Origin of the sequence: Noviherbaspirillum malthae, assembly GCF_015352985.1 — a bacterium.
Taxonomy (GTDB): Bacteria; Pseudomonadota; Gammaproteobacteria; order Burkholderiales; family Burkholderiaceae_D; genus Noviherbaspirillum; species Noviherbaspirillum malthae.
Genome location: NZ_JACYXF010000020.1, coordinates 67,938 through 90,995, shown reverse-complemented (window position 1 = coordinate 90,995; position 23,058 = coordinate 67,938). Strand labels below are relative to the sequence as shown.

The 23,058-nt window shown below is 58.6% G+C and carries 27 protein-coding genes; 23 read left to right on the top strand and 4 right to left on the bottom strand.

The annotated features are described in order from the left end of the window. Position 1: 1 nt before the first annotated feature. From rplF to IGW03_RS20245, 18 genes are all read left to right on the top strand, one after another. Positions 2-535, top strand: coding sequence for a 50S ribosomal protein L6 (gene rplF / locus IGW03_RS20330; RefSeq protein WP_194724361.1), 534 nt, complete (start codon positions 2-4; stop codon positions 533-535). 11 nt (positions 536-546) lie between these two features. After that, entirely contained in the window at positions 547-909 is a 363-nt protein-coding gene (rplR, locus tag IGW03_RS20325; protein ID WP_119769687.1) for a 50S ribosomal protein L18, read from the top strand. Positions 910-921: 12 nt separating this feature from the next. Continuing rightward, a complete protein-coding gene (rpsE, locus tag IGW03_RS20320; RefSeq protein ID WP_057289739.1) occupies positions 922-1,443 on the top strand; it encodes a 30S ribosomal protein S5 in 522 nt (173 codons plus the stop codon). Positions 1,444-1,453: 10 nt separating this feature from the next. Then, positions 1,454-1,633, top strand: coding sequence for a 50S ribosomal protein L30 (gene rpmD / locus IGW03_RS20315; protein WP_194724360.1), 180 nt, complete (start codon positions 1,454-1,456; stop codon positions 1,631-1,633). 27 nt (positions 1,634-1,660) lie between these two features. Beyond that, positions 1,661-2,092 (top strand): 50S ribosomal protein L15, encoded by a 432-nt coding sequence (rplO, locus tag IGW03_RS20310; protein WP_194724359.1) that lies wholly within the window; start codon positions 1,661-1,663, stop codon positions 2,090-2,092. A gap of 25 nt (positions 2,093-2,117) precedes the next feature. Beyond that, on the top strand, positions 2,118-3,449 hold the full coding sequence (secY, locus tag IGW03_RS20305) for a preprotein translocase subunit SecY (protein WP_194724358.1): 1,332 nt from the start codon (positions 2,118-2,120) through the stop codon (positions 3,447-3,449). Positions 3,450-3,485: 36 nt separating this feature from the next. Beyond that, the gene (gene infA, locus IGW03_RS20300) at positions 3,486-3,704 is read left to right on the top strand and encodes a translation initiation factor IF-1 (RefSeq protein WP_005663428.1); all 219 of its coding nucleotides are present in this window, start codon (positions 3,486-3,488) and stop codon (positions 3,702-3,704) included. A gap of 31 nt (positions 3,705-3,735) precedes the next feature. After that, the gene (gene rpmJ / locus IGW03_RS20295; RefSeq protein ID WP_014004415.1) at positions 3,736-3,849 is read left to right on the top strand and encodes a 50S ribosomal protein L36; all 114 of its coding nucleotides are present in this window, start codon (positions 3,736-3,738) and stop codon (positions 3,847-3,849) included. Between the two features lie 27 nt (positions 3,850-3,876). Continuing rightward, positions 3,877-4,242, top strand: a complete 366-nt coding sequence (gene rpsM, locus IGW03_RS20290) for a 30S ribosomal protein S13 (RefSeq protein WP_194724357.1) — start codon at positions 3,877-3,879, stop codon at positions 4,240-4,242. Between the two features lie 42 nt (positions 4,243-4,284). Beyond that, a complete protein-coding gene (gene rpsK, locus IGW03_RS20285; protein ID WP_194724356.1) occupies positions 4,285-4,689 on the top strand; it encodes a 30S ribosomal protein S11 in 405 nt (134 codons plus the stop codon). Between the two features lie 176 nt (positions 4,690-4,865). Then, entirely contained in the window at positions 4,866-5,489 is a 624-nt protein-coding gene (rpsD, locus tag IGW03_RS20280) for a 30S ribosomal protein S4 (RefSeq protein ID WP_194724355.1), read from the top strand. A 104-nt stretch (positions 5,490-5,593) separates the two neighbouring features. Continuing rightward, positions 5,594-6,571, top strand: coding sequence for a DNA-directed RNA polymerase subunit alpha (locus tag IGW03_RS20275; RefSeq protein ID WP_194724354.1), 978 nt, complete (start codon positions 5,594-5,596; stop codon positions 6,569-6,571). Between the two features lie 161 nt (positions 6,572-6,732). Further along, positions 6,733-7,128, top strand: coding sequence for a 50S ribosomal protein L17 (gene rplQ / locus IGW03_RS20270; protein WP_151632725.1), 396 nt, complete (start codon positions 6,733-6,735; stop codon positions 7,126-7,128). Between the two features lie 102 nt (positions 7,129-7,230). Next, complete coding sequence (locus IGW03_RS20265; RefSeq protein ID WP_438943664.1) at positions 7,231-8,199, top strand: ATP-binding cassette domain-containing protein; 969 nt, start codon at positions 7,231-7,233, stop codon at positions 8,197-8,199. 4 nt (positions 8,200-8,203) lie between these two features. Beyond that, positions 8,204-8,989, top strand: coding sequence for an ABC transporter permease (locus tag IGW03_RS20260; RefSeq protein WP_194724353.1), 786 nt, complete (start codon positions 8,204-8,206; stop codon positions 8,987-8,989). Positions 8,990-9,005: 16 nt separating this feature from the next. Further along, positions 9,006-9,353 (top strand): divalent-cation tolerance protein CutA, encoded by a 348-nt coding sequence (gene cutA, locus IGW03_RS20255; RefSeq protein WP_194724374.1) that lies wholly within the window; start codon positions 9,006-9,008, stop codon positions 9,351-9,353. Then, positions 9,346-11,172 carry a protein-disulfide reductase DsbD gene (gene dsbD / locus IGW03_RS20250; RefSeq protein WP_438943663.1) on the top strand — a complete coding sequence of 609 codons (1,827 nt, stop codon included), beginning with the start codon at positions 9,346-9,348 and terminating at the stop codon, positions 11,170-11,172. Before cutA ends, dsbD begins: the two co-directional genes overlap by 8 nt. A 123-nt stretch (positions 11,173-11,295) precedes the next feature. Continuing rightward, complete coding sequence (locus tag IGW03_RS20245; RefSeq protein WP_194724351.1) at positions 11,296-11,934, top strand: peroxiredoxin; 639 nt, start codon at positions 11,296-11,298, stop codon at positions 11,932-11,934. Positions 11,935-12,182: 248 nt separating this feature from the next. Here the strand turns inward: IGW03_RS20245 and IGW03_RS20240 are convergent, their stop codons facing one another. The 3 genes from IGW03_RS20240 to yihA all read right to left on the bottom strand — a co-directional run bounded on the left by IGW03_RS20240 (position 12,183) and on the right by yihA (position 15,522). Further along, positions 12,183-13,316 carry a magnesium transporter CorA family protein gene (locus tag IGW03_RS20240; protein WP_194724350.1) on the bottom strand — a complete coding sequence of 378 codons (1,134 nt, stop codon included), beginning with the start codon at positions 13,314-13,316 and terminating at the stop codon, positions 12,183-12,185. A 226-nt stretch (positions 13,317-13,542) separates the two neighbouring features. Continuing rightward, complete coding sequence (gene hemB / locus IGW03_RS20235; RefSeq protein ID WP_194724349.1) at positions 13,543-14,556, bottom strand: porphobilinogen synthase; 1,014 nt, start codon at positions 14,554-14,556, stop codon at positions 13,543-13,545. A gap of 240 nt (positions 14,557-14,796) precedes the next feature. Further along, positions 14,797-15,522, bottom strand: coding sequence for a ribosome biogenesis GTP-binding protein YihA/YsxC (yihA, locus tag IGW03_RS20230; protein ID WP_194724348.1), 726 nt, complete (start codon positions 15,520-15,522; stop codon positions 14,797-14,799). A 244-nt stretch (positions 15,523-15,766) separates the two neighbouring features. Here yihA and IGW03_RS20225 point away from each other — a divergent pair, with 244 nt between their 5' ends. From IGW03_RS20225 to msrQ, 5 genes are all read left to right on the top strand, one after another. Continuing rightward, positions 15,767-16,426: a c-type cytochrome gene (locus IGW03_RS20225; protein ID WP_194724347.1), complete on the top strand. Its 660-nt coding sequence runs from the start codon at positions 15,767-15,769 to the stop codon at positions 16,424-16,426. Positions 16,427-16,517: 91 nt separating this feature from the next. Beyond that, positions 16,518-18,626 carry a cytochrome c biogenesis protein ResB gene (locus IGW03_RS20220; RefSeq protein WP_194724346.1) on the top strand — a complete coding sequence of 703 codons (2,109 nt, stop codon included), beginning with the start codon at positions 16,518-16,520 and terminating at the stop codon, positions 18,624-18,626. A gap of 135 nt (positions 18,627-18,761) precedes the next feature. Continuing rightward, complete coding sequence (gene ccsB / locus IGW03_RS20215) at positions 18,762-19,913, top strand: c-type cytochrome biogenesis protein CcsB (protein WP_194724345.1); 1,152 nt, start codon at positions 18,762-18,764, stop codon at positions 19,911-19,913. Positions 19,914-20,021: 108 nt separating this feature from the next. Then, positions 20,022-21,002: a protein-methionine-sulfoxide reductase catalytic subunit MsrP gene (gene msrP, locus IGW03_RS20210; RefSeq protein WP_194724344.1), complete on the top strand. Its 981-nt coding sequence runs from the start codon at positions 20,022-20,024 to the stop codon at positions 21,000-21,002. Positions 21,003-21,101: 99 nt separating this feature from the next. Continuing rightward, the gene (gene msrQ / locus IGW03_RS20205) at positions 21,102-21,743 is read left to right on the top strand and encodes a protein-methionine-sulfoxide reductase heme-binding subunit MsrQ (RefSeq protein WP_194724343.1); all 642 of its coding nucleotides are present in this window, start codon (positions 21,102-21,104) and stop codon (positions 21,741-21,743) included. 31 nt (positions 21,744-21,774) lie between these two features. On the opposite strand, the gene lysA is transcribed toward msrQ, so the two are convergent. Further along, entirely contained in the window at positions 21,775-23,058 is a 1,284-nt protein-coding gene (gene lysA, locus IGW03_RS20200) for a diaminopimelate decarboxylase (protein WP_194724342.1), read from the bottom strand.

Here is a 23,058-nt window from a genome sequence, read left to right as displayed (position 1 = left end):
GATGTCCCGTGTAGGTAAAATGCCCATTGCACTTCCTGCTGGATTGGAAGTGACAATTGCCGCTGACAGGATCACTGTCAAAGGCGCCCTGGGTACTCTCTCCATGCCGCTGAATGGCCTGGTGAAAGTCACTAACGAAAACAACACGCTGCTGTTTGCGCCGGCTGATGAAAGCCGCGAAGCGAATGCGATGTCCGGAACGCTGCGTGCGCTCGTGAACAATATGGTTCTCGGCGTGACGAAAGGCTTTGAAAAGAAGCTCTCCCTCGTTGGCGTGGGATACCGTGCGCAAGCGCAAGGCGACAAGCTGAACCTGTCGCTTGGCTTCTCGCACCCGGTCGTGCACCAGATGCCTGCTGGCGTGAAGTGCGAGACCCCGTCGCAGACCGAGATCGTGATCAAGGGTGTCGACAAGCAGAAGGTCGGTCAGACCGCTGCTGAAGTGCGTGCGTACCGCAGTCCCGAGCCGTATAAAGGCAAGGGCGTCCGCTATGTGGACGAAGTGGTTACGCTCAAAGAAACCAAGAAGAAGTAAGGGGCTTGACGATGGACAAGAAACAATCACGTCTGCGCCGCGCTCGCCAAACTCGCGCGAAGATCGCAGAGTTGAAGGTAAACCGCCTGGCTGTGCATCGCACCAACCTGCATATCTACGCAAACATCATCGGACCGGACGCAAAAGTATTGGCATCCGCATCGACACTGGAGGCAGAAGTACGCCAGGAACTCGCAGGCAAATCCGGCAAGGGTGGCAATGCCGCAGCGGCTGCTCTCGTCGGCAAGCGCGTAGCGGAGAAGGCACTGAAGGCTGGAATCGCCGAAGTCGCTTTCGACCGTTCCGGTTTCCGCTATCACGGCCGCGTTAAAGCAGTTGCAGAAGCAGCCCGCGAAGCCGGTCTGAAGTTCTAAGGAAGAATCGTCATGGCAAAAATGCAAGCAAAGACGCCCCAGGGCGAAGAGCGCGACGACGGCATGCGCGAAAAGATGATTGCGGTCAACCGCGTGACCAAGGTGGTCAAGGGTGGCCGTATCATGGGTTTCGCAGCACTGGCAGTGGTCGGCGACGGCGATGGCCGCATCGGCATGGGCAAGGGTAAATCGAAGGAAGTCCCCGTCGCCGTGCAGAAGGCAATGGAAGAAGCACGTCGCAAGATGATCAAGGTCACTCTGAAGAACGGCACGCTGCAGCACACCGTAACAGGCAAGCACGGTGCATCTTCGGTGATGATTTCGCCGGCGAAGGACGGTACCGGCGTTATCGCTGGTGGCCCGATGCGCGCGATCTTCGAAGTCATGGGCGTTACCAACGTTGTGGCGAAGTCGAACGGTTCGACTAATCCTTACAACATGGTTCGTGCGACCATCGACGGTTTGTCGAAGATGAATACTCCTTCCGAAATTGCTGCCAAGCGTGGCAAGTCGGTCGAAGAGATCCTTGGTTGAGGTGAATCGAATGGCGAACACAATCAAAGTCAAGCTGGTGAAGGGCCTGATCGGCACACGCCAGGACCACCGTGCAACCGTTCGTGGGCTTGGCCTGCGTCGTGTCAATTCCGTCTCGGAACTGCAGGACACACCGGCCATCCGCGGCATGATCAACAAAGTGGCGTATCTCGTGAAAGTTGTGTCGTAAGCCGCGTGCTTGCGAACGGAGCAAATCATGGAATTGAACAACATTCAACCTGCGGACGGCGCCAAGCACGCTAAGCGTCGCGTCGGTCGCGGTATCGGTTCCGGCCTGGGCAAGACTGCAGGCCGTGGCCACAAAGGTCAGAAATCCCGTTCTGGCGGCTTCCACAAAGTCGGCTTCGAAGGCGGTCAGATGCCGCTGCAGCGCCGTCTGCCCAAGCGCGGTTTCAAGTCGCTGGCAGCGCCTTACAAGGCAGAAGTACGACTCGGCGATCTGGAGAACCTTCCTGTCGCGGAAATCGACCTGCTGGCGGTGAAGCAGGCTGGCTTGGTATCCGAACTGGCTCGTGTCGTCCGCGTTATCAAGGCTGGCGAGTTGACGAAGAAAGTAACGATCAAGGGCTTGATCGCGACCAAGGGCGCTAAGGCTGCCATTGAAGCGGCAGGTGGTTCGGTTGCGTAAGCAACCGATTTGTCCGGAGCAATAATTGGCGACGACACCCCAACTCGCTAAGAGCGCTGCAAGCGGATTTCCATGGGGCCGCCTGTGGTTTCTGCTGGCAGCCTTGGTAGTCTATCGAATCGGAGCGCACATTCCCGTACCGGGAATCGATCCGTCACAACTGGCTGAACTGTTCAGGCAAAACCAGGGTGGTATCCTGGGTATGTTCAACATGTTCTCCGGCGGTGCACTTTCTCGCTTTACCATCTTTGCATTGGGTATCATGCCGTACATTTCGGCATCGATCATCATGCAGCTGATGTCCATCGTCTCGCCTCAACTCGAGGCGCTGAAGAAGGAAGGCGAAGCGGGAAGGCGGAAGATCACCCAGTACACTCGTTACGGCACTCTGGTGTTGGCGGCGTTCCAGGCATTCGGCATTGCCGTGGCATTGGAAGCGCAAGCGGGGCTGGTCATCGACCCGGGCCTGGCTTTCCGGCTGACGACTGCAATCACGCTTGTGACCGGTACGATGTTCCTGATGTGGCTTGGTGAGCAGATTACCGAGCGCGGACTTGGGAACGGTATCTCGATCATCATCTTTGCGGGCATTGCTGCTGGCTTACCTAGCGCGATCGGTGGCCTGTTCGAGTTGGTGCGTACGGGTTCGATGAGTGCACTGTCGGCAATTCTGATTTGCGTGATCGTGGCGGCGGTAACTTACCTGGTCGTGTTCATCGAACGGGGACAGCGCAAGATCCTCGTCAACTATGCGAAGCGGCAAGTCGGGAACAAGATCTACGGCGGACAGAGCAGTCATCTGCCGTTGAAGCTGAACATGGCGGGCGTAATCCCTCCGATCTTCGCTTCGTCGATCATTCTGTTTCCGGCAACGATCACCAGCTGGTTCACGTCGGGTGAAACGAACAATGCATTCGTTCGGTTCCTGAAAGACTTGGCGGCCTCGCTGGCGCCGGGCGAACCGATTCATGCCTTGCTTTACGCAGTAGCGATCGTTTTCTTCTGCTTCTTTTATACCGCCCTGGTATTCAATAGCAAGGAAACGGCTGACAATCTGAAGAAAAGCGGAGCATTCGTTCCTGGTATTCGTCCTGGTGAGCAGACGGCCCGGTATATCGACAAGATCCTGATGCGTCTGACTCTTGTTGGTGCGGTGTATATCACCTTGGTCTGCTTGCTGCCGGAGTTTCTGATCGCGCGGTGGAAAGTACCATTCTATTTCGGTGGCACTTCACTACTGATCATCGTAGTCGTAACGATGGACTTCATGGCGCAAGTTCAGAATTATGTGATGTCGCAGCAGTATGAATCGCTTCTTCGCAAGGCGAATTTCAAGGGTGGCATCCCGACACGATAGTGACGCGATAGGCGACCCAGAAAACGAGCGAAGCGAATGGCAAAAGACGACGTCATCCAGATGCAGGGGGAAATTCTTGAGAATCTTCCCAATGCAACTTTTAGAGTCAAGTTGGAAAACGGGCACGTGGTTCTCGGACATATTTCCGGAAAAATGCGTATGAATTACATCCGCATCCTTCCTGGTGATAAGGTCACAGTCGAACTGACACCCTACGATTTGAGCCGGGCACGAATCGTGTTCCGTACCAAGTAAAGTAACTAGAACTGTAAGAAAGAGGGCAAAAATGAAAGTGCTCGCATCAGTGAAGCGGATCTGCCGCAACTGCAAGATCATCAAGCGCAAGGGCGTTGTTCGTGTAATCTGCACAGAACCGCGTCACAAACAGCGCCAAGGTTAATTAACGTTATTGATCGAGGAATAACGAATGGCACGTATTGCAGGGGTCAACATCCCCAACCACCAACACACCGTTATCGGCTTGACTGCGATTTATGGCATTGGCCGTCCCCGCGCTGAAGATATCTGCGCCAAGACGGGTGTTCCGACCACGAAGAAGGTCAAGGATCTGGACGATAACGAGCTGGAAAAGCTGCGCGACGAAATCGGCAAGTTTGTCGTTGAGGGTGACCTGCGTCGTGAAGTTTCGATGAGCATCAAGCGTCTGATGGACTTGGGTTGCTACCGCGGCCTGCGTCATCGCAAGGGCTTGCCCGTACGCGGTCAGCGTACACGCACCAATGCGCGTACACGCAAAGGCCCGCGCAAGGCAGCACAGTCGCTGAAGAAATAATCCAGCGCCGTTTGACCCGAAGTCGGATTCAAGGAAATTACCATGGCAAAAGCCCAGAATAACGCCGCAGCAGCCCGCGCGCGGAAGAAAGTTAAAAAGAACGTTGCAGAAGGCATCGCGCACATCCACGCATCCTTCAACAACACCATCATCACGATCACCGACCGTCAAGGCAATGCGTTGTCCTGGGCGACATCCGGCGGTGCCGGCTTCAAAGGCTCCCGCAAGTCGACACCGTTTGCAGCCCAGGTTGCAGCGGAAGCAGCTGGCAAGGTTGCCGTCGAATTCGGCGTCAAGAACCTTGAAGTTCGCATCAAGGGTCCTGGTCCTGGTCGTGAATCCGCAGTTCGCGCTCTGAACAACCTGGGTATCAAGATCACCCAGATCCAGGACGTGACACCGGTTCCGCACAACGGCTGCCGTCCGCCGAAGCGCCGTCGTATCTAAGATCGGATAGACGCGTTACAATAGCAGGTTGCAGTATTCAGTTTTAGCCCGCCAGAAAGTTTGGCGGGTTTTGTTCTTAAGACCACTGTCTGGCATCCGCTGAGGCGCGACCAGACTAGCGCCTACCGGAAACTCCATGTTTCTGGTTGGGGCGTCATTAACAAAAGGAAATTAACGTGGCACGTTATATCGGACCCAAAGCCAAACTCTCCCGCCGTGAAGGCACCGACCTGTTCCTGAAGAGCTCGCGCCGCTCTCTGGATTCCAAGTGCAAACTGGACTCCAAGCCCGGCCAGCACGGCCGTACTTCCGGTGCTCGTACCTCGGACTATGGCAACCAGCTGCGTGAAAAGCAGAAGGTCAAGCGCATGTACGGCATTCTTGAGCGCCAGTTCCGCCGTTATTTTGCCGAGGCTGACCGCCGCAAGGGCAACACCGGTGAAAACCTGCTGAAGCTGCTCGAATCCCGTCTGGACAACGTTGCATACCGCATGGGCTTCGGCTCCACACGCGCTGAAGCACGCCAGCTGGTCAGCCACAAGGCATTTACCGTCAATGGCGAAGTGGTCAACATCGCTTCGTACCAGGTCAAGGCAGGCGACGTCGTTGCAGTGCGCGAGAAGGCGAAGAAACAGGCGCGCATCATCGAAGCGCTGTCTCTGGCCGAGCAGGGCGGCATGCCGTCGTGGGTTTCCGTCGACGCGAAGAAGATGGAAGGTACATTCAAGTCGATGCCGGATCGTTCCGAAATCGCCAACGATGTCAACGAATCCCTGATCGTCGAATTGTATTCCCGTTAATAGCAGTTCCCTACGCCCGCCTCGCTGAGAAGCGAGGCGGGTTTCTTTGTAATGCCATCAGCCTTATCGGTGTAACGAGCCGAGGGTATTGAAAAGGACATTTCATGCAAAACAGTCTGTTGAAACCCCGCATTATTGAAGTTGAGGCACTTGGTGCCGGCCATGCCAAAGTCGTCATGGAGCCGTTCGAGCGTGGCTACGGCCATACGCTCGGCAACGCGCTGCGCCGCGTGCTGCTGTCGTCGATGGTTGGCTATGCACCTACCGAAGTGACCATCGCCGGTGTGGTCCACGAATACTCCTCGCTGGATGGCGTTCAGGAAGACGTGGTCGACATGCTGCTCAACTTGAAGGGCGTGGTGTTCAAATTGCACAATCGCGACGAAGTCACGCTGACCCTGAAAAAGGATGGCGAAGGCGCGGTTTACGCTTCGGACATCGATCTGCCGCATGACGTCGAGCTGATCAATCCGGAACACGTGATCGCCCACCTGACCGCGGGCGGCAAGCTGGACATGCAGATCAAGGTTGAAAAAGGCCGCGGCTATGTGCCCGGCAACGTGCGCCGCCTGTCCGAAGATGCGAACAAGACGATCGGCCGCATCATCCTCGATGCATCGTTCTCCCCGGTCCGTCGCGTTTCCTATGCCGTCGAATCCGCTCGTGTTGAACAGCGTACCGACCTCGACAAGCTGGTCATGAACATCGAGACCAACGGCGTCATCTCTCCGGAAGAAGCAATTCGCCAGTCGGCCCGCGTGCTGGTTGACCAGCTCAACGTGTTCGCTGCCCTGGAAGGTACGGAAGCCGCTGCAGAAGCACCGTCGCGCGCTCCGTCGGTCGATCCGATCCTGCTGCGTCCTGTCGACGACCTGGAACTCACAGTGCGTTCCGCAAACTGCCTGAAAGCCGAAAACATCTACTACATCGGCGATCTGATCCAGCGCAGCGAAAACGAACTGCTCAAGACGCCGAACCTGGGCCGCAAGTCGCTCAACGAGATCAAGGAAGTTCTTGCATCGCGCGGTTTGACGCTCGGCATGAAACTCGAAAACTGGCCGCCGGCAGGTCTCGAGAAGTAATTCGGTAGTACCGGCGACGAATCCGGGAAGGAGCGGTTATAATCCGGCTCGTTCCCGTTTCGGGAAATGCCAAGTCATTGCAACAATAACCATTACCGGCCCGCGAACGATTCATCGATCGATAGAAGAGCTGGACTTAAACTCAACTGAAAGGAAATATCATGCGTCACCGTCACGGTCTCCGCAAACTTAACCGTACATCGTCCCACCGTCTGGCAATGCTCCGCAACATGACCGTTTCCCTGCTGCGTCATGAAGCAATCAAGACCACGCTGCCCAAGGCAAAAGAACTGCGCCGCGTCGTCGAGCCTATCCTCACGCTGGGCAAGACAGATAATCTGTCGAACAAGCGTCTGGCCTTCTCCCGCCTGCGCGATCGCGAAATCGTCGTCAAGCTCTTCGCTGAACTGGGTCCTCGCTATGCAAACCGCAATGGCGGCTACCTGCGCATTCTGAAGATGGGTTTCCGTCAGGGCGACAATGCGCCGATGGCCTTCGTTGAACTGGTCGACCGTCCCGAAATCAGCGACGAAACTGAAGTTCAAACTGCAGAATAATCGCAGCCCTGCAAGGGCAGCGGAAGAAAAAAGCCAGGCATCACTGCCTGGCTTTTTGTCTTTAGGCGGCTTTTTATGCCGCCCGGACGTTTGTGGCAAGATATGCGCTTTACCAGCCACCGCCAAACCCTGCGCTGCATGTCCGACTCCGATGTCCTTTCCGTTTCCAATCTCCGCAAATCCTATGGCAAGGGCTCGGCACGGGCGCTCGTCGTCGACGGCGTATCCTTCTCGCTGCGGCGCGGCGAGTGCTACGGGCTTCTGGGGCCAAACGGCGCCGGCAAGACCACGACTCTACGCCTCTGCCTCGGGCTGACCGAGCCGGACAGCGGCGAAATCCGCCTGGTCGGATATCCGGTGCCGCGGCAGGCGCGCGCGGCAAGGGTAAAGGTCGGCGTCGTGCCTCAGGGCGACAACCTCGATCCGGACTTTACGGTCGAGGAAAACCTCATGGTGTTCGGCCGCTACTTCGGCCTGGCGGAGGGCATCATCAAGTCCCGCATTCCGAAGCTGCTTGAGTTTGCGAACCTGACCGCGAAGAGAAATGCCAACATCGGCGAGCTTTCCGGCGGCATGAAGCGCCGTCTGACGCTGGTACGCGCCCTGGTGAACGATCCGGATCTCATCTTCATGGATGAGCCGACCACCGGCCTCGATCCTCAGGCCCGCCACATGATATGGGACCGCCTGAAGTCGCTGCTGAACGAAGGCAAGACCATCGTGCTCACGACGCATTTCATGGACGAGGCGGAGCGCCTCTGCGATCGCCTGTCGGTCATCGATCACGGCAAGCTGATCGCGGAAGGAGCGCCGCGCGAACTCATCGCTCAGCATATCGAGGCGGAAGTGGTGGAGGTCTATGGCGACAATGCGGTGGCCTGGGGACGCTCCGATGGCGTGCGGCATGCAGGGCGGATGGAAATCAGCGGAGAGACTGTATTCTGCTATACCAACAGTGCGCAAAGCCTGCTGGCGAGCCTGCACGGCGCCAGCGGCATCCGCTATCTGCATCGCCCGGCCAATCTTGAAGACTTGTTCCTCAAGCTGACCGGACGCGAAATGAGGGATTGACGACATGCGTTTTGCTCTCTTTGCGCTGCCGGCTTGTTCGCTGCGCTTCATTCCGATCTGGCGACGCAATCTCCTCGTCTGGAAGAAGCTCGCGCTGGCCAGCGTACTCGGCAATATCGCGGATCCCCTGATTACGCTGATCGCGTTCGGCTACGGATTGGGCAGCTTGTTGAAGACAATCGACGGCATACCCTACATTCACTTCCTGGCATCCGGCTCGATCTGCATGTCGGTCATGATGGCCGCCTCCTTTGAAACCCTCTATTCGGCTTTTTCCCGCATGCATGTGCAAAAGACCTGGGAAGCCTTGCTCAATGCGCCCATGGCGCTGGATGATGTGGTGCTCGCGGAAATGCTGTGGGCGGCAACCAAGGCGCTGTTTGCGGGCGTGGCGATTCTCGGCGTTATTTTTCTTCTGGGAATCGGCCTGCATGTCAATGTCATATTCGTGCTGCCCCTGCTGTTCCTGATCGGAATCACCTTCGCTTCCATCGGCCTGATTATCAACGCCATGGCAAAGGGGTATGATTTCTTTACCTACTATTTCACGCTCGTGCTGACGCCGATGGTCTTTCTTTCCGGCGTGTACTATCCGGTAGCGCAGCTGCCGCCGTGGCTGCAAGGATTTGCCCAGTTGTTGCCGCTGGGAGCCGCGGTCAATCTGATCAGGCCGCTGATTCTCGGCCAATGGCCGGCCCATGCCGTTGCCGACATCGCCGTGCTGCTGGCGTACAGCTTTGCCGGCTTTTATGTCGCCACGGTGCTGACACGCCGGCGTCTTCTGAAATAATGTCCGGATCGCGATGATGCATACCTCCGACCAGCCACATCCGCTATTGATCATGTCCAACGTGCCGGACCGGGACACGGCCGGGCGCATTGCGCGTGAACTGGTGGACATCCGTGCAGCCGCATGCGTGAATATCCTGCCTGCGGTGCATTCCGTCTACCGCTGGGAAGGCAAGATCGAGGAAGCCGCCGAAATGACGCTGGTAGTGAAATCGACGGCCGACCGCTATGATGAAGTCGAGAACGTGATAAAGCGGCTCCATCCCTACGATGTGCCTGAAATCATCGCGCTGCCGATTACGCACGGCCTGCCTGCGTATCTGCAATGGCTTGCCGCCGAAACAAGGAAGAATGTGGATGTTTAATGCTTTGTATGCCAGCGCCGCGCCCCGCGCAGCGGTGCGATTGTTGCTCACTGCGGTGGCATGGATCGCCATGCTGTTTCCATGCATGGCGAATGCGGAGGATGATTTTCTGCCGCCGGAAAAGGCGTTCAAGTTCGCGGCGCGGATGATCGATGCCAACACGGCGGAAGTGACTTTCACGATTGCGGACGGCTATTACATGTACCGCGAGCGCTTTGCCTTCAGCGCGGCAGGCGCACAGCTCGGTACGCCGGTCATCCCGCAGGGAAAGATCAAATTCGACGAGACCTTTCAAAAGGATGTCGAAACCTATCGCAAGTCGGTTGCCATTACGCTTCCCGTGAACGCGGCATCCGATTTCAGCCTCAAGGTCACGTCGCAGGGCTGCGCCGACCAGGGACTGTGCTATGCGCCGATGGAATCGGTCGCTGCGCTGTCGCCCAGCGGAGGAGGGCTGATGTCGGCGATACGCGGTACCCAGCAATCGACTGCAGCCTCAAATGCCACGAGTGCTGCCGGTACATCAGTCCTCCCGGCAATGCAGGCTGACAGTGAAAACGGCCGCATCGAAGCCGCGCTGCAAAGCGGCAGCCTGCTCGGCATACTGCCCCTGTTCCTTCTGCTCGGACTCGGTCTTTCCTTCACGCCCTGCGTGCTGCCGATGGTGCCCATCCTCTCGTCGATCATCATCGGCAGCACGCAGGGCGGGAAGGTCAGCCGAAGCCGCGGTCTTGCGCTGTCGGCTGCGTATTCGCTCGGCATGGCGCTGATCTATACCGCGATGGGCATCGCCGCCGGTCTCGCCGGCGAAGGCCTGGCTGCGGCGCTGCAGAACCCCTGGGTGCTCGGCGCGTTCGCTCTGCTGATTGCGGTTCTCTCGCTGTCGATGTTCGACGTCTACCAATTGCAAGTGCCTGCAGCACTCCAGCAGCGCCTCACGGCCGCATCTGGTAAGCAAGTGTCCGGCAAGTTCCTCGGCGTCTTCAGCATGGGCGCGATCTCCGCGCTCATCGTCGGTCCCTGCGTCGCCGCGCCGCTGGCAGGTGCACTGCTCTACATCAGCCAGACCCGCAATGTCGTGATAGGCGGCAGCGCCCTGTTCGCCATGGCCGTCGGCATGAGCGTGCCACTGCTCCTGGTCGGGCTTTCCGCCGGCGCCCTGCTGCCGCGCGCCGGCGCGTGGATGCGCTCGGTCAAGCTGTTCTTCGGCATCCTCATGCTCGCCATGGCGCTCTGGATCGTGGCTCCGGTCACCCCCGGCTGGGTGCCGATGCTCGGCTGGGCCATGCTCGGCATCGGATACGGCATCTATCTGCTGCATGCCGTCAAGGGCAGCTGGCGCGCGAAGCTGTTTGCGCTTGTCTTTGCGGGACTCGGGCTGGTGCAGCTGGTCGGGGTTGCGACCGGCGGGCGCGACGTGCTGGCGCCGCTCGCCCATTTACGCGGCGAGGTTCCGCACACCAAGTTTGTCCGGGTGACATCGCTGGCCGCACTGGACGCGGAAATCGCGAAGGCCGGCGGCAAGACCGTGATGCTCGACTTCTATGCCGACTGGTGCGTCTCCTGCAAGGAAATGGAAAAGCTGACCTTCTCCGATCCGCGCATCAAGGCAAGATTTGCGGAAATGGTCCTCCTGCAGGTGGATGTCACCGCGAATAACGAGGATGACAAGCAGCTGCTCAAGCGCTTCAACCTGTTCGGCCCGCCCGGCATCATTTTCTTCGACAGGCAGGGCAGGGAAATTTCCGGCGGGCGCGTGATCGGCTATCAGAATGCGGACAAGTTCCTGGGCACGCTTGAGCGTGCCGGCAGCCTCTGAGCGCCAGCGTATTCCTCTTCAGTACTTATCAGCTTTGGTTATAAGAAACTGACAACTTAGTTCTTGAGCCAGCGGTCACAACGCACTATAGTTAAGCGTTCAGCAACTTACTGGGAGAGTGAAATGACATTAAGGCTTGGCGATACCGCACCGGATTTCGAACAGGATTCGTCCATCGGCAAGATCAAGTTCCATGAATGGGCAGGTGATTCCTGGGTTGTGCTGTTTTCCCATCCCGCTGATTTCACTCCGGTCTGCACCACTGAACTCGGCCTGACCGCCAAGCTGAAACCGGAATTCGACAAGCGCAACGTCAAGGCGATCGCCCTGTCCGTCGATCCGGCCGACAAGCACGTTCAGTGGATCAAGGACATCGAAGATACGCAGAAAACCGTGGTCGGCTTTCCCATCATCGCCGATGCGGACAAGACCGTTTCGCAGCTCTACGACATGATTCACCCGAACCAGTCGGAAAGCGCGACGGTGCGCTCGCTGTTCGTGATCGATCCGAAGAAGAAGGTCCGACTGATCATCACCTACCCGATGAGCACCGGCCGCAACTTCGATGAAGTGCTGCGCGTCATCGACGCCCTGCAGCTGACCGATGGCTACACGGTAGCCACGCCGGGCAACTGGAAAGACGGCGACGACGTCATCATCCCGCTGACCATCCAGGACGAGGAAGTGATCAAGCAGAAGTATCCGAAAGGATATACGGCTGCGCGGCCTTACCTGCGCGTGACGCCGCAGCCGAACAAGTAATACCAATCCCAAATCATTCCATGCCATGAGATCGCGTCTTTTTCCACCTGGCCGCGTTGCGCTCGTCATCCATAGCCCCGCTATGGACTCCTCCCGCGCCTTGCCAGTCGAAAAAATCCATCGATCTCATTCGGCATGTCATGACTTGGGATTGGTATAAGCCAGTCTGCAATCGGCGTGTGCCGAAAATAAAAAGCGCTCCACGGAGCGCTTTTTTGTTGCCATGGAATACAAAGGGCCTTTACACATCAACGATGCTCATCCGCAGCCTGATCTTCGAGATAGCGCTTGCGGCGAAAGAACAGCAGCAGTCCCACAACAATCACCCCCATCAATGCAATCGTGATCCAGAAGCCGAAGGCATCCTTGAGCAGGGGCATGTCGACAAAGTTCATGCCGAAAATGCCGGTGATCAATGTCAGCGGCATGAACAGGGCGGTAATGACCGTTAGGGTCCGCATGATCTCGCTCGTACGGTGCGCCATTGCCGAGAAATGAATCTGCACTGCGGACTCGATGGTCGCTTCCATGCGCTGGGCATGGATCAGCACGCGGGTGATGTGTTCCATCACATCGTTGATCCTGACCAGCAGCAGATCCATGCCGCGGTTGGGAACGTCCGCATCCTGCGTGTCGACCACATAGTCCCGCAGCTCCTGCAGCGCGTCTCGCTGTCCTTCGCACAGATGATCGAGCTTGCGCAGTTCGACACGCGCGTCGAGCAGCGCCATCCAGTCATTGAAGCGGCTGCGCGGATTGAGCAAGGCACGCTGCCAGCGGTCGATCTGCCCGCTGAGCGGCTGGCGCAGCGCGAGATACTGATCCACCATGACATTGAGCAGGCGCAGCATCAGCTCCGCCGGCGAAGACGGCAGGCGCGAGACATGGCCGTTGCTGCCGCCGTTGCCATTACCGTTGCCGTTGCCGCGCGCCCGCTGCTCCAGCAGGCGCGCGCGTACCGATTCAATGGTCCGGCTTTGCGACGCATGCACGGTAATCAGCGCTCTGTCCATCAGCATGAACGTGACAGGGCGGGTCGCCAGCTTGGTCAATGCCGGAGGAATCTTTCGCTTCTGGGCCTCGGGGCCGGATTCGCTGTCCGCTTCGCTGCCGCCATCCAGCGCCAGTTTGCGGAAAACGACCATCGCGTACTCCTGGGTCGAGTCGAAATAGGAGGGATGGCCGAGATTGACCGCATCGGTCAGGTGCAGATCGTAGATGTGCACATTCGTCATGCGCTCGATCGCATTGCGCCAGGCCTGCGTGTCGGCGCCGACTTCCTCATGCGTTGCGTCGATCCACAGGAAGCCGTCCGCCGGCATCGGACAGGGCGAACCGGAAAGCTGGGTAATACAGGAAGGAGTGATGTGAAAGATGTCCATGCACAATCAGCAAATGTTGACCGTTTGACCGCTTGGTCCTTGACTGCCAAGGCCGGGCGCAGCTTGGGATGCTGCCGCCAACAGGATAGCAATGATGCGGACAGGCAAAGGCCGCATCAGCGTTGGAAAAAATCGGGTTGTCGAGAGATGGCGGCTGCCTGCATTGCAGATTGCCTCGCAAGGAGGCGGTAATGCAGGAAAGCCGGCAGGCAGATCAGCCGATCCGTCAGATCTGACGAAGATGGCGGGCAATATCCCGTGCGAAGTAAGTCAGGACGCCATCGGCACCCGCCCGCTTGAATGCCAGCATGGATTCCATCATCGCCTTGTCATGGTCGAGCCAGCCGTTCTGCGCCGCCGCCTTGATCATCGCGTATTCGCCGCTGACCTGATAGGCAAACGTCGGCACCTTGAACTCATCCTTGACCCGGCGCACGATGTCCAGATAAGGCATGCCCGGCTTGACCATCACCATGTCCGCACCTTCCTCGAGGTCGAGGGCGACTTCGCGCAGCGCTTCATCGCTGTTTGCCGGGTCCATCTGGTAGGTCGCCTTGCTGCCTTTGCCGAGATTGGCGGCCGAGCCGACCGCGTCGCGGAACGGGCCATAGAAGGCCGACGCATACTTGGCGGAATACGCCATGATGCGTGTATGGATGTGCTGCGCCGATTCAAGCGCATTGCGGATGGCGCCGATGCGGCCGTCCATCATGTCGGAAGGGGCCACGATGTCGACGCCGGCATCCGCCTGGACCAGCGCCTGCCTGACGAGGAGCGATGTGGTTTCGTCATTGAGCACATAGCCATCGGCGTTCAATACGCCGTCTTGGCCATGGCTGGTGTAAGGGTCGAGCGCCACGTCGGTCAGGATGCCGAGTTCGGGAAAGCGCTGCTTGAGTTCACGCACGGCGCGCGGCACCAGGCCTTCGGGATTGACGGCTTCGATGCCGTCCGGCGTCTTGATGGACGGATTGATGACGGGAAAAAGCGCGAGTACCGGAATGCCGAGTTCGACGCAGTCTTCCGCAACGGCGAGCAGCCGGTCAACCGAAAGCCGCTCGACGCCGGGCATGGACGCCACTTTTTCAGCAACGTTCTTGCCTTCCTGAATGAAGACCGGATAGATCAGGTCGGAGGGTGTGACGTGATGTTCGCGCATCAGCGCCCGGGAGAAAGCATCCTTGCGCATGCGGCGCATGCGGACGGCGGGGAAACGGGATTGGGAGAAAGAATGGGGCATAGGTAAAAGGTGCTTGAAAAAGGTTCGGGGGATAATCGGAATGCGACGGATGAGCAAACTTTATACGATTCGATGAAACTTTTCCGGGATGGTCCCCTCATAGCAGTAGGTGTTCATTCACCTCCCGCTTCTCCTCCCTGAGCGGGGCCTATCGTGGCATTAGCGATAAGGCGTTACTGCCCTGGAGATCTTCCCCTTTCTCCAGGGTTTTTTTTGCCCGTCAGGTTTTGCCTGGCGGATTCAGTTCCCGCCGTCTTCAAGACTCTCGCCGGCATCCGCATTTCCCCCATCGTCATCCTGCATGTCATGCAAGCCCAGCAGGTCCTGGATTTTTGCATCCGCTTCGTCCAGTCCAATGCGTTTCAATGCGGAAAACATCTGTACGGTAAAGGGGAAAGGCTGTCCCTGTTCATCGACATAACTGTTCAGCACCGTACGTGCGAGGCGCAGTGAATTGGCCGATTCGTTGCGGTTCAGCTTGTCCGCCTTGGTCAGCAGGCAGTGCACCGGCTTCCCGGTCGGGGCAAACCATTCCAGCATCTGCACGTCGAGATCGGTGAACGGCCGGCGTGAATCCATAATGAGCACCAGCGCGGCGAGCTGCTCGCGCCTCTGGACATAATCGCCCAGCAGGGCTTGCCAGTGCAGCTTGGCATCGCCCGATACCTCGGCATAACCATAACCCGGCAGGTCGACCAGCAGGGCGCGTATTTCCTCTACCTTGGTCGGATCCTTGCGGTGCTGCGCCACATGAGCGCCGCCGATCGAAAAATAGTTGATATGCTGCGTGCGGCCAGGCGTTTTGGAAGCGAAAGCCAGCTTTTTCTGGTTGCAGAGGATGTTGATGGCGGTGGATTTGCCGGCATTCGAGCGGCCGGCAAAAGCGATTTCCGGAACTTGCGTCTTTGGCAAATCGCGAAGATGGTTCACCGTGGTGAAGAAACGGGCTTGCCAAAGTAGGGACATAGGGAGACTGAAAAGCGTGAAAGGCAGCGGAGAAAATGCAGCCAGGGAAGTAAAAACGGCAAAAACCTATTGTACAATAAGAGGTTATGTGTGTTGCGCCGCCAAAGCGCCACCGCAAAGGTATTTTGCGCTGCAACTCCAGCGTGCCGCCGCCGCACCGTTTTCCTGATGCCGGCGCGTCGCGCAAGCGGGTGCAATCGCCGCCACTGGCCAGAATTTTAATATCAAGTCTCAGGGTGTTTGAATGAACCGTGCGTTTTTACCGTTTGTGAAGTCCTTGTTCGTCGCAATGTTGGCAGTCTCTTCGGTGGCGTATGCAGCGGAAGAGAATAAGGCGCCCAAGGCTGACCCTGCCAAGGGAGAGGCAATCTACACTCAGGGCGATGCGTCCCGCAACATCACCGCCTGCCTGGCCTGCCATGGTCCCGCCGGCAACTCCACCATCGCGCAGAATCCCAAGCTTGCGGCTCAGCATCCGGAGTATCTCGCCAAGCAGCTGGCCGACTTCAAGACGCCGCAGCGGAACAACCCCATCATGACGCCGATTTCGAAGGCGCTGAGTGATGACGACATGAAAAATGTCGCGGCCTATCTGGACAAGCAGCAGCACAAGCCGGGTGCAGCCCGCAACAAGGATACGGTCGAAGCCGGCAAGAAGATCTACCGCGCCGGCATCGCCGAAAAGAATGTTCCTGCCTGCGCAGCCTGCCATGGTCCGAGCGGTGCCGGCATTCCGGCGCAGTTTGCACGACTGGGCGGACAGCATCAGGAGTACACTGCGGCTCAGCTGACCAATTTCCGCAGCGGTGCGCGCAAAAACAGTGCGCAAATGACGACTATTGCAAAACGCATGTCCGATGATGAAATCCAGGCAGTGGCAGACTATATCGCCGGCCTGAAGTAATCAGAAAACAGCGAAGCAAGAGAACAAGAAATGGAGGGGGTGGCGAATGCCGCCCCCTTTTCTTTTGTTTGTTTTGATGCCCCCAATATCCATGAGCACTACCACTTCCGGGTTGCAACTGAAAACCGAACGCCGCTGGCTCGCCGACGCAGTCGAGCTGGTTTCGTCCATGCGCTTCGCGATCAGCCTGCTGACCCTGATTGCGATTGCCTCGATCATCGGCACCGTGCTCAAGCAGAACGAGCCCATGCCGAACTATGTCAACCAGTTCGGTCCGTTCTGGTTCGAGGTCTTCAACAAGCTGGGCTTGTACACCGTCTACTCGACCTGGTGGTTCCTGCTCATCATGGGATTCCTGGTACTGTCGACCAGCCTGTGCATCATCCGCAACGCGCCGAAGATGTTCAAGGACATGCGCAGCTGGCGCGAGAACGTGCGGGAGCAGTCGCTGCGCAACTTTCATCACCGGGCCGAATGGAGCAGCGCATTCCCGATCGCCAACTTTGCGCAGCAGCTTGCGCAGCGCATTGCCGACGGCGGTTACAAGGTGAAAGTGGTGGGCAAGGAAGGCGGCGTGCTGATCGCCGCCAAACAGGGAGCCGCCAACAAATGGGGCTACATCTTTGCGCATAGCGCGATTGTCATCATCTGTATCGGCGGCCTGCTGGATTCGGACCTGGCGATCCGCTTCCAGCAGTGGTTCGGCGGCAAGACGCCGTTCGGCGGCGGCGGCATCATCGCCGACATTCCCGCCCAGCATCGCCTCGGCACGGGAAATCCTTCGTTCCGCGGCAACACCTTCATTCCCGAAGGCGGCACCAGCAATACCGCGATTCTTCCGCAGCAGAGCGGCGTCCTGGTACAGGAATTGCCATTCTCGATTCAGCTGAAGCGATTCATCATCGAGCATTACTCGACCGGCATGCCCAAGCTGTTCGCCAGCGAGGTCGTGGTGCGCGATGCGGAAACCGGCAAGACCTTCGAATCGACGATCAAGGTCAACGAGCCCTTGATCTACAAGGGCATCGCCATCTACCAGTCCAGTTTCGACGACGGCGGCAGCCGGCTCAAGCTGACCGGCCACTCGATGCGCGGTCCGTCTCATCAACACTTCGGAGTGACCGGGGAAGTGGGCAATTCCACGCCGCTGGGCAGCGACCAGGGCTCCGAGTACACCATCGAGTGGAGCGGTTTCCGTCCCTTCAACGTGGAAAACATGGCGCAGCGCGGCCAGGATGTGCGTGCGGTCGACCAGAGCAAGAGCTTCAATGAAAAATTCTCGGCCGGTCTCGACAAGCAGCTCGGTTCGGCGGCGAAGAATCCCAATAACAAGGATCTGAAGAATGTCGGCCCGAGCGTACAGTACAAGCTGCGCGACAAGACCGGACAGGCCAGGGAATTCCACAACTACATGCAGCCGGTCGAGGTCGACGGCACCTATGTGTTTCTGGCCGGCATGCGGGAAACGCCGAGCGAGCCTTTCCGCTACCTGCGCATTCCCGCCGACGACAACGATACTGTGGAGGAGTGGATGCGGCTGCGCGCGGCAGTCTTCAACGCCGAGCTGCGCCAGCAGGCTGCGAAGCGCTATGCGCAGAATGCGATGCCGGAGCAGAAGGAAAATGCAGCCAGCCTGCGCGAGCAGCTCGAGCGCTCGGCGCTGCGCGGACTGGAAATCTTCGCCGGCGACGGAAAGGAGAGCGGCTACCTGGCTGTCACCCGCTTCCTTGAAAGGGTGCCTGCCGAGGAACAGGAAAAAGCCGCAGAAATTTTCATGAAAATTCTGAACGGCAGCATGTGGGAACTATGGCAAGCTGCGCGTGTGAAGGACGGTCTCAAGGAAGCCGCAGCGGACGAGAAGCATGGGCGTTTCCTGCAGCTGGCGACCAATGCCATTTCCGATGCGTCTTTCTATGCGGCACCGGTCTACCTGCAGCTCAACGAGTTCGAGGAAGTCAAGGCGTCGGTGCTGCAGGTCACCCGGTCGCCCGGAAAAAATATCGTTTATTTCGGATGCCTCCTTCTCACGCTCGGTGTATTTGCTATGTTCTATATAAGGGAGCGGCGCCTGTGGGTGTGGCTGAAGCCGGACGAGGCAGGCGGCACCCATGCGCTGATGGCGCTGAGCGCGCAGCGCAAGACACTGGATTTCGAAAAGGAATTCGAGACGCTCAAGACGCAGCTTGCACAGACGAATTGAGCTAGCATCGAAACAAGCGACACAAGAGAGACAAGGCATGCGAAGCGGACGCTTCCTCTGCATTACCGCCGGCATGCAGTTTGATTGCGTGCTGTCATGATGGCGTCCGGCATGACCAGCACTACGGAGAGAGCAATGGATCTGACACAAACACAAATCTACACGCCGCCGCCAGGCTACTTCCGGCGGCTAAGCATCGTCGACTGGGGCTATGCCGCACTGCTGCTGGCCGGCGCGCTGTTCGCATTCAATCGCTTTGCCGGTTACATGGATGTGTACGAGAAAGCGATCCTGCTGCTCTCGGCGCCCGTCTTCACATGGCTTGGCTGGCAATGGAAACAGGTTCGCTGGCTGATGGCGGTCCTGGCCGTCCTCTCGCTGTTCGCGATTTCCCTGTACGGTGGATCGCTCGAAGCGGCCAACGGCAAGTTCTTCCTGAAATACGCGCTCTCGAGCCAGTCCGCAATCCTGTGGATGAGCACGCTGTTCTTCCTGTCCACCCTGTTCTACTGGGGCGGCCTGCTGGCCCGCGCGGATTTCGGCGGCGCGGTGGGCAGCAAGCTGTGCTGGGCGGCGGTGGTTCTCGGCTTTACCGGCATGCTGGTGCGCTGGTACGAGTCTTACCTCATCGGTGCCGACATCGGCCACATTCCGATTTCCAACCTCTATGAAGTCTTCGTCCTGTTCTGCCTGATCACGGCCTTGTTCTACCTGTATTACGAGGAGCATTATGCGACCAGGCAGCTCGGCGCATTCGTCCTTCTGGTCATCTCGGCGGCGGTCGGTTTCCTGCTGTGGTACACCATCAGCCGCGAGGCGTCGGAAATCCAGCCGCTCGTTCCCGCGCTCCAGAGCTGGTGGATGAAAATCCACGTCCCGGCCAACTTCATCGGCTACGGCACGTTTGCGCTGGCGGCGATGGTGGCGGTGGCCTATCTGCTCAAGACGAAAGGCATCTTTGCCGACCGGCTCCCGGCGCTCGAAGTGCTGGACGACGTCATGTACAAGGCGATTGCCGTCGGCTTTGCTTTCTTCACGATCGCGACCATCCTCGGCGCCCTGTGGGCGGCCGAAGCCTGGGGCGGCTACTGGTCATGGGATCCTAAGGAAACCTGGGCGCTGATCGTCTGGCTCAACTATGCGGCATGGCTGCACATGCGCCTGATGAAGGGCCTGCGCGGACAGGTCGCGGCATGGTGGTCATTGGTGGGCCTTCTGATTACCACCTTCGCCTTCCTCGGCGTCAACATGTTCCTGTCCGGGCTGCATTCCTACGGAGCGCTGTAAGAAAAAAGCGATGCTTCCAGGAAGCCAGTGAAATTGTTGTAAGGTTCTGTTTGTCTCAGTAGACAAAGACAGCATCAAGACCAACAATTTCATTCCTACGGAGCAATCATGTTGATCAAACGCAGTCCGAACGGCATCGATATTCCATTCGGCTCCGAAATCACGCCGCGTTCGGTGTTCGAATCGCGGCGCAGCTTCATCAAGCAGCTTGCCGTCGGTAGCATCGCCGGCGGCGCCCTCGCCGAAATGGCCATGCGCAAAGCGTTTGCCCAGGCTCCCGGCGCGCAGAAACTGGCTGCCAAACCCAATCCGGCTTTCGTCATCATGGACAAGCCGACGTCCTACAAGGACGCGACGACCTACAACAATTTCTACGAATTCGGCACCGACAAGTCCGACCCGGCATCGAATGCCGGCACGCTGAAAACACGCCCCTGGACCGTCGCCATCGAAGGCGAGGTCAAGAAGCCGATGACGGTCGACCTGGACGGCCTGCTCAAGCTGGCGCCGCTGGAGGAGAGGATCTACCGGCTGCGCTGCGTCGAAGGCTGGTCGATGGTGATTCCCTGGGTTGGCTATTCCCTGTCGGAACTCATCAAGAAGGTCGAGCCGACCGGCAATGCGAAATACGTGGAATTCATCACGCTGGCCGACAAGAAGCAGATGCCCGGCCTGCGCAGCCCGGTACTGGAATGGCCGTATGTCGAAGGTCTGCGGCTGGACGAGGCGAACCATCCTCTGACGCTGCTGACGCTGGGCATGTACGGCGAAGTGCTGCCCAACCAGAACGGCGCACCGGTACGCATCGTGGTGCCCTGGAAGTACGGCTTCAAGTCAGCCAAGTCGATCGTCAAGATCCGCTTTACCAAGGACCAGCCGAAGACCGCCTGGAATCTCTCCGCGCCGCAGGAGTACGGCTTTTATTCCAACGTCAATCCCGACGTCGACCATCCGCGCTGGTCACAGGGAAGCGAGCGCCGCATCGGCGAAGACGGCTTCCTGTCCCGCAAGCGCAAGACCCTGATGTTCAACGGTTACAGCGACGTTGCTTCCCTCTACACGGGCATGGATCTCAAGAAGTTCTACTGAGAGGCATGACATGCGCATGCCGACGCGCATGCGCATTCCCGACTTGCAAGCCCCATCCGAACGCGGCGGCGATTCTCCCGCCGCAAGGAGACTTTGGCCATGTTCAATCCCGATTCCCGGCAGATCACGCTCATCAAGCGCATCGTATTCCTTGCATCGCTACTGCCCCTTGCGCGCCTGGTGGCCTATGGTTTCACCGACCGCCTCGGCGCCAATCCGATCGAGTTCATCACCCGCAGCACCGGCGACTGGACGCTGTATTTCCTGTGCCTGACGCTGGCCGTCACGCCGCTGCGCCGCATCAGCAACTGGAACTGGCTGATCAAGCTGCGGCGCATGCTCGGCCTGTTCGCCTTCTTCTACGCCGTCCTTCATTTCACCACCTTCCTGTGGTTCGATCATTTCTTCGAGATCGATGAAATGCTCAAGGATGTGGTGAAACGGCCGTTCATCCTGGTCGGCTTCATTGCCTTCGTGCTGCTGATTCCGCTCGCGGCGACCAGCACCAATGGCATGATCCGCAGGCTCGGCGGCAAGCGCTGGCAATGGCTGCACCGCCTGATCTACCTGATCGGCCCGCTCGGCATTTTGCATTACTGGTGGATGAAGGCAGGGAAGAACGATTTCGAGCAGCCCATCCTGTTCGGCGCCATCATGGGCGTGCTGCTGCTGACACGGGTGTACTGGAACGTGCTCAAGCCCAGAATGCAAAAGCGCCGGACTAAGCCGGCGCCGATTTGACTGCTCATTGTGACTGCTGTCTGCCTGATGCTTACGGCAGCACGGATTCAAGCGTGAACAGCTCGCTCGCGGCTTCGCGCTTGCGGATCAGGTGCAGCTTGTCGCCGTCGACCATTACTTCGGCGGCGCGGCCGCGGGTATTGTAATTGGATGACATCGTCATGCCATAGGCGCCGGCCGACATGATCGCCAGCAGGTCGCCCTGCTCGATGGCCAGGTCGCGCTCGCGCGCCAGCCAGTCGCCGGATTCGCAGACCGGACCCACCACGTCATAGGTCCTGGCGGCGGCGGCGCGCTGGGTCACCGCCTGCACGCCATGCCATGCCTCGTACATCGCGGGGCGCATCAAATCGTTCATCGCCGCATTGACGATGGCGAAATTCTTCGCTTCGCCGTGCTTCAGGTATTCCACCTGCGTCAGCAGCACGCCGGCATTGCCGACGATGGAGCGGCCCGGTTCGAACAGCACCTGGATGGGCGCGCCCTGGTAGCGGCGCTGGCGCCACTGATCGACCTTGCGGAAGAGGCGGGTCAGGTAATCGCCGACAGCCACCGGCTGGTCATTGTTGTAGTTGATGCCGATGCCGCCGCCGATGTCGAGGTGATGCACATGGATGCCTTCCTCGCTCATCCGGTCGACCAGCTCGGTCAGCCGGTCGAAGGCTTCCAGCAGCGGGGCGTCGTCCAGCAGCTGCGAGCCGATATGGCAGTCGATGCCGACCACGCGGATATGCGGCAGGCTGGCCGCCTTGCGGTAAGTCTCCAGCGCCTCGTCATAGGCGATGCCGAACTTGTTTTCCTTCAGTCCCGTCGAAATGTAGGGATGGGTCTTGGCATCGACGTTCGGATTGACGCGCAGGGAGACCGGCGCCTGTTTGCCTGCTTCGCCGGCGACGTCGTTGAGACGCTGCAGCTCCGCGGCGGATTCCACGTTGAAGCACAGGATGTCGTGCGACAGTGCCAGCCGCATTTCCTCATGCGTCTTGCCCACGCCGGAGAAGATGACCTTGCGCGGATCGCCGCCGGCGGCGATCACGCGCAGCAGTTCGCCGCCGGACACGATGTCGAAGCCGGAACCCATGCGGCTGAGCAGATTCAGTACCGCCAGGTTGGAATTCGACTTCACCGAGTAGCAGACAAGCGCTGTCGATTCGTCGCGGCCGTTGGCCTTGCAGGCTTGCGAATAGGCCGAGAAATTTTCGACCAGCGCAGCCTTGGAATACACGTAGGTCGGGCTGCCGAACTGTTCTGCGATGGCGGTCAGCGGGGTGTTTTCGGCGTGCAGCACGCCGTTCTTGTAGGCAAAGTGGGACAT

Bases quoted from the DNA above. Each gene is read 5' to 3' on its own strand.
- IGW03_RS20275 (WP_194724354.1), top strand. From the start codon at position 5,594: ATGCAAAACAGTCTGTTGAAACCCCGCATTATTGAAGTTGAGGCACTT.
- rplQ (WP_151632725.1), top strand. From the start codon at position 6,733: ATGCGTCACCGTCACGGTCTCCGCAAACTTAACCGTACATCGTCCCAC.
- ccsB (WP_194724345.1), top strand. From the start codon at position 18,762: ATGGATCTGACACAAACACAAATCTACACGCCGCCGCCAGGCTACTTC.
- IGW03_RS20220 (WP_194724346.1), top strand. From the start codon at position 16,518: ATGAGCACTACCACTTCCGGGTTGCAACTGAAAACCGAACGCCGCTGG.
- msrQ (WP_194724343.1), top strand. From the start codon at position 21,102: ATGTTCAATCCCGATTCCCGGCAGATCACGCTCATCAAGCGCATCGTA.
- cutA (WP_194724374.1), top strand. From the start codon at position 9,006: ATGCATACCTCCGACCAGCCACATCCGCTATTGATCATGTCCAACGTG.
- IGW03_RS20240 (WP_194724350.1), bottom strand. From the start codon at position 13,316: ATGGACATCTTTCACATCACTCCTTCCTGTATTACCCAGCTTTCCGGT.
- rpsK (WP_194724356.1), top strand. From the start codon at position 4,285: ATGGCAAAAGCCCAGAATAACGCCGCAGCAGCCCGCGCGCGGAAGAAA.
- IGW03_RS20245 (WP_194724351.1), top strand. From the start codon at position 11,296: ATGACATTAAGGCTTGGCGATACCGCACCGGATTTCGAACAGGATTCG.
- rplF (WP_194724361.1), top strand. From the start codon at position 2: ATGTCCCGTGTAGGTAAAATGCCCATTGCACTTCCTGCTGGATTGGAA.
- yihA (WP_194724348.1), bottom strand. From the start codon at position 15,522: ATGTCCCTACTTTGGCAAGCCCGTTTCTTCACCACGGTGAACCATCTT.
- hemB (WP_194724349.1), bottom strand. From the start codon at position 14,556: ATGCCCCATTCTTTCTCCCAATCCCGTTTCCCCGCCGTCCGCATGCGC.
- rpmJ (WP_014004415.1), top strand. From the start codon at position 3,736: ATGAAAGTGCTCGCATCAGTGAAGCGGATCTGCCGCAACTGCAAGATC.
- dsbD (WP_438943663.1), top strand. From the start codon at position 9,346: ATGTTTAATGCTTTGTATGCCAGCGCCGCGCCCCGCGCAGCGGTGCGA.
- rpsE (WP_057289739.1), top strand. From the start codon at position 922: ATGGCAAAAATGCAAGCAAAGACGCCCCAGGGCGAAGAGCGCGACGAC.
- rplO (WP_194724359.1), top strand. From the start codon at position 1,661: ATGGAATTGAACAACATTCAACCTGCGGACGGCGCCAAGCACGCTAAG.
- infA (WP_005663428.1), top strand. From the start codon at position 3,486: ATGGCAAAAGACGACGTCATCCAGATGCAGGGGGAAATTCTTGAGAAT.
- rpmD (WP_194724360.1), top strand. From the start codon at position 1,454: ATGGCGAACACAATCAAAGTCAAGCTGGTGAAGGGCCTGATCGGCACA.
- lysA (WP_194724342.1), bottom strand. From the start codon at position 23,058: ATGTCCCACTTTGCCTACAAGAACGGCGTGCTGCACGCCGAAAACACC.
- IGW03_RS20265 (WP_438943664.1), top strand. From the start codon at position 7,231: ATGCGCTTTACCAGCCACCGCCAAACCCTGCGCTGCATGTCCGACTCC.
- IGW03_RS20225 (WP_194724347.1), top strand. From the start codon at position 15,767: ATGAACCGTGCGTTTTTACCGTTTGTGAAGTCCTTGTTCGTCGCAATG.
- rplR (WP_119769687.1), top strand. From the start codon at position 547: ATGGACAAGAAACAATCACGTCTGCGCCGCGCTCGCCAAACTCGCGCG.
- IGW03_RS20260 (WP_194724353.1), top strand. From the start codon at position 8,204: ATGCGTTTTGCTCTCTTTGCGCTGCCGGCTTGTTCGCTGCGCTTCATT.
- rpsM (WP_194724357.1), top strand. From the start codon at position 3,877: ATGGCACGTATTGCAGGGGTCAACATCCCCAACCACCAACACACCGTT.
- msrP (WP_194724344.1), top strand. From the start codon at position 20,022: ATGTTGATCAAACGCAGTCCGAACGGCATCGATATTCCATTCGGCTCC.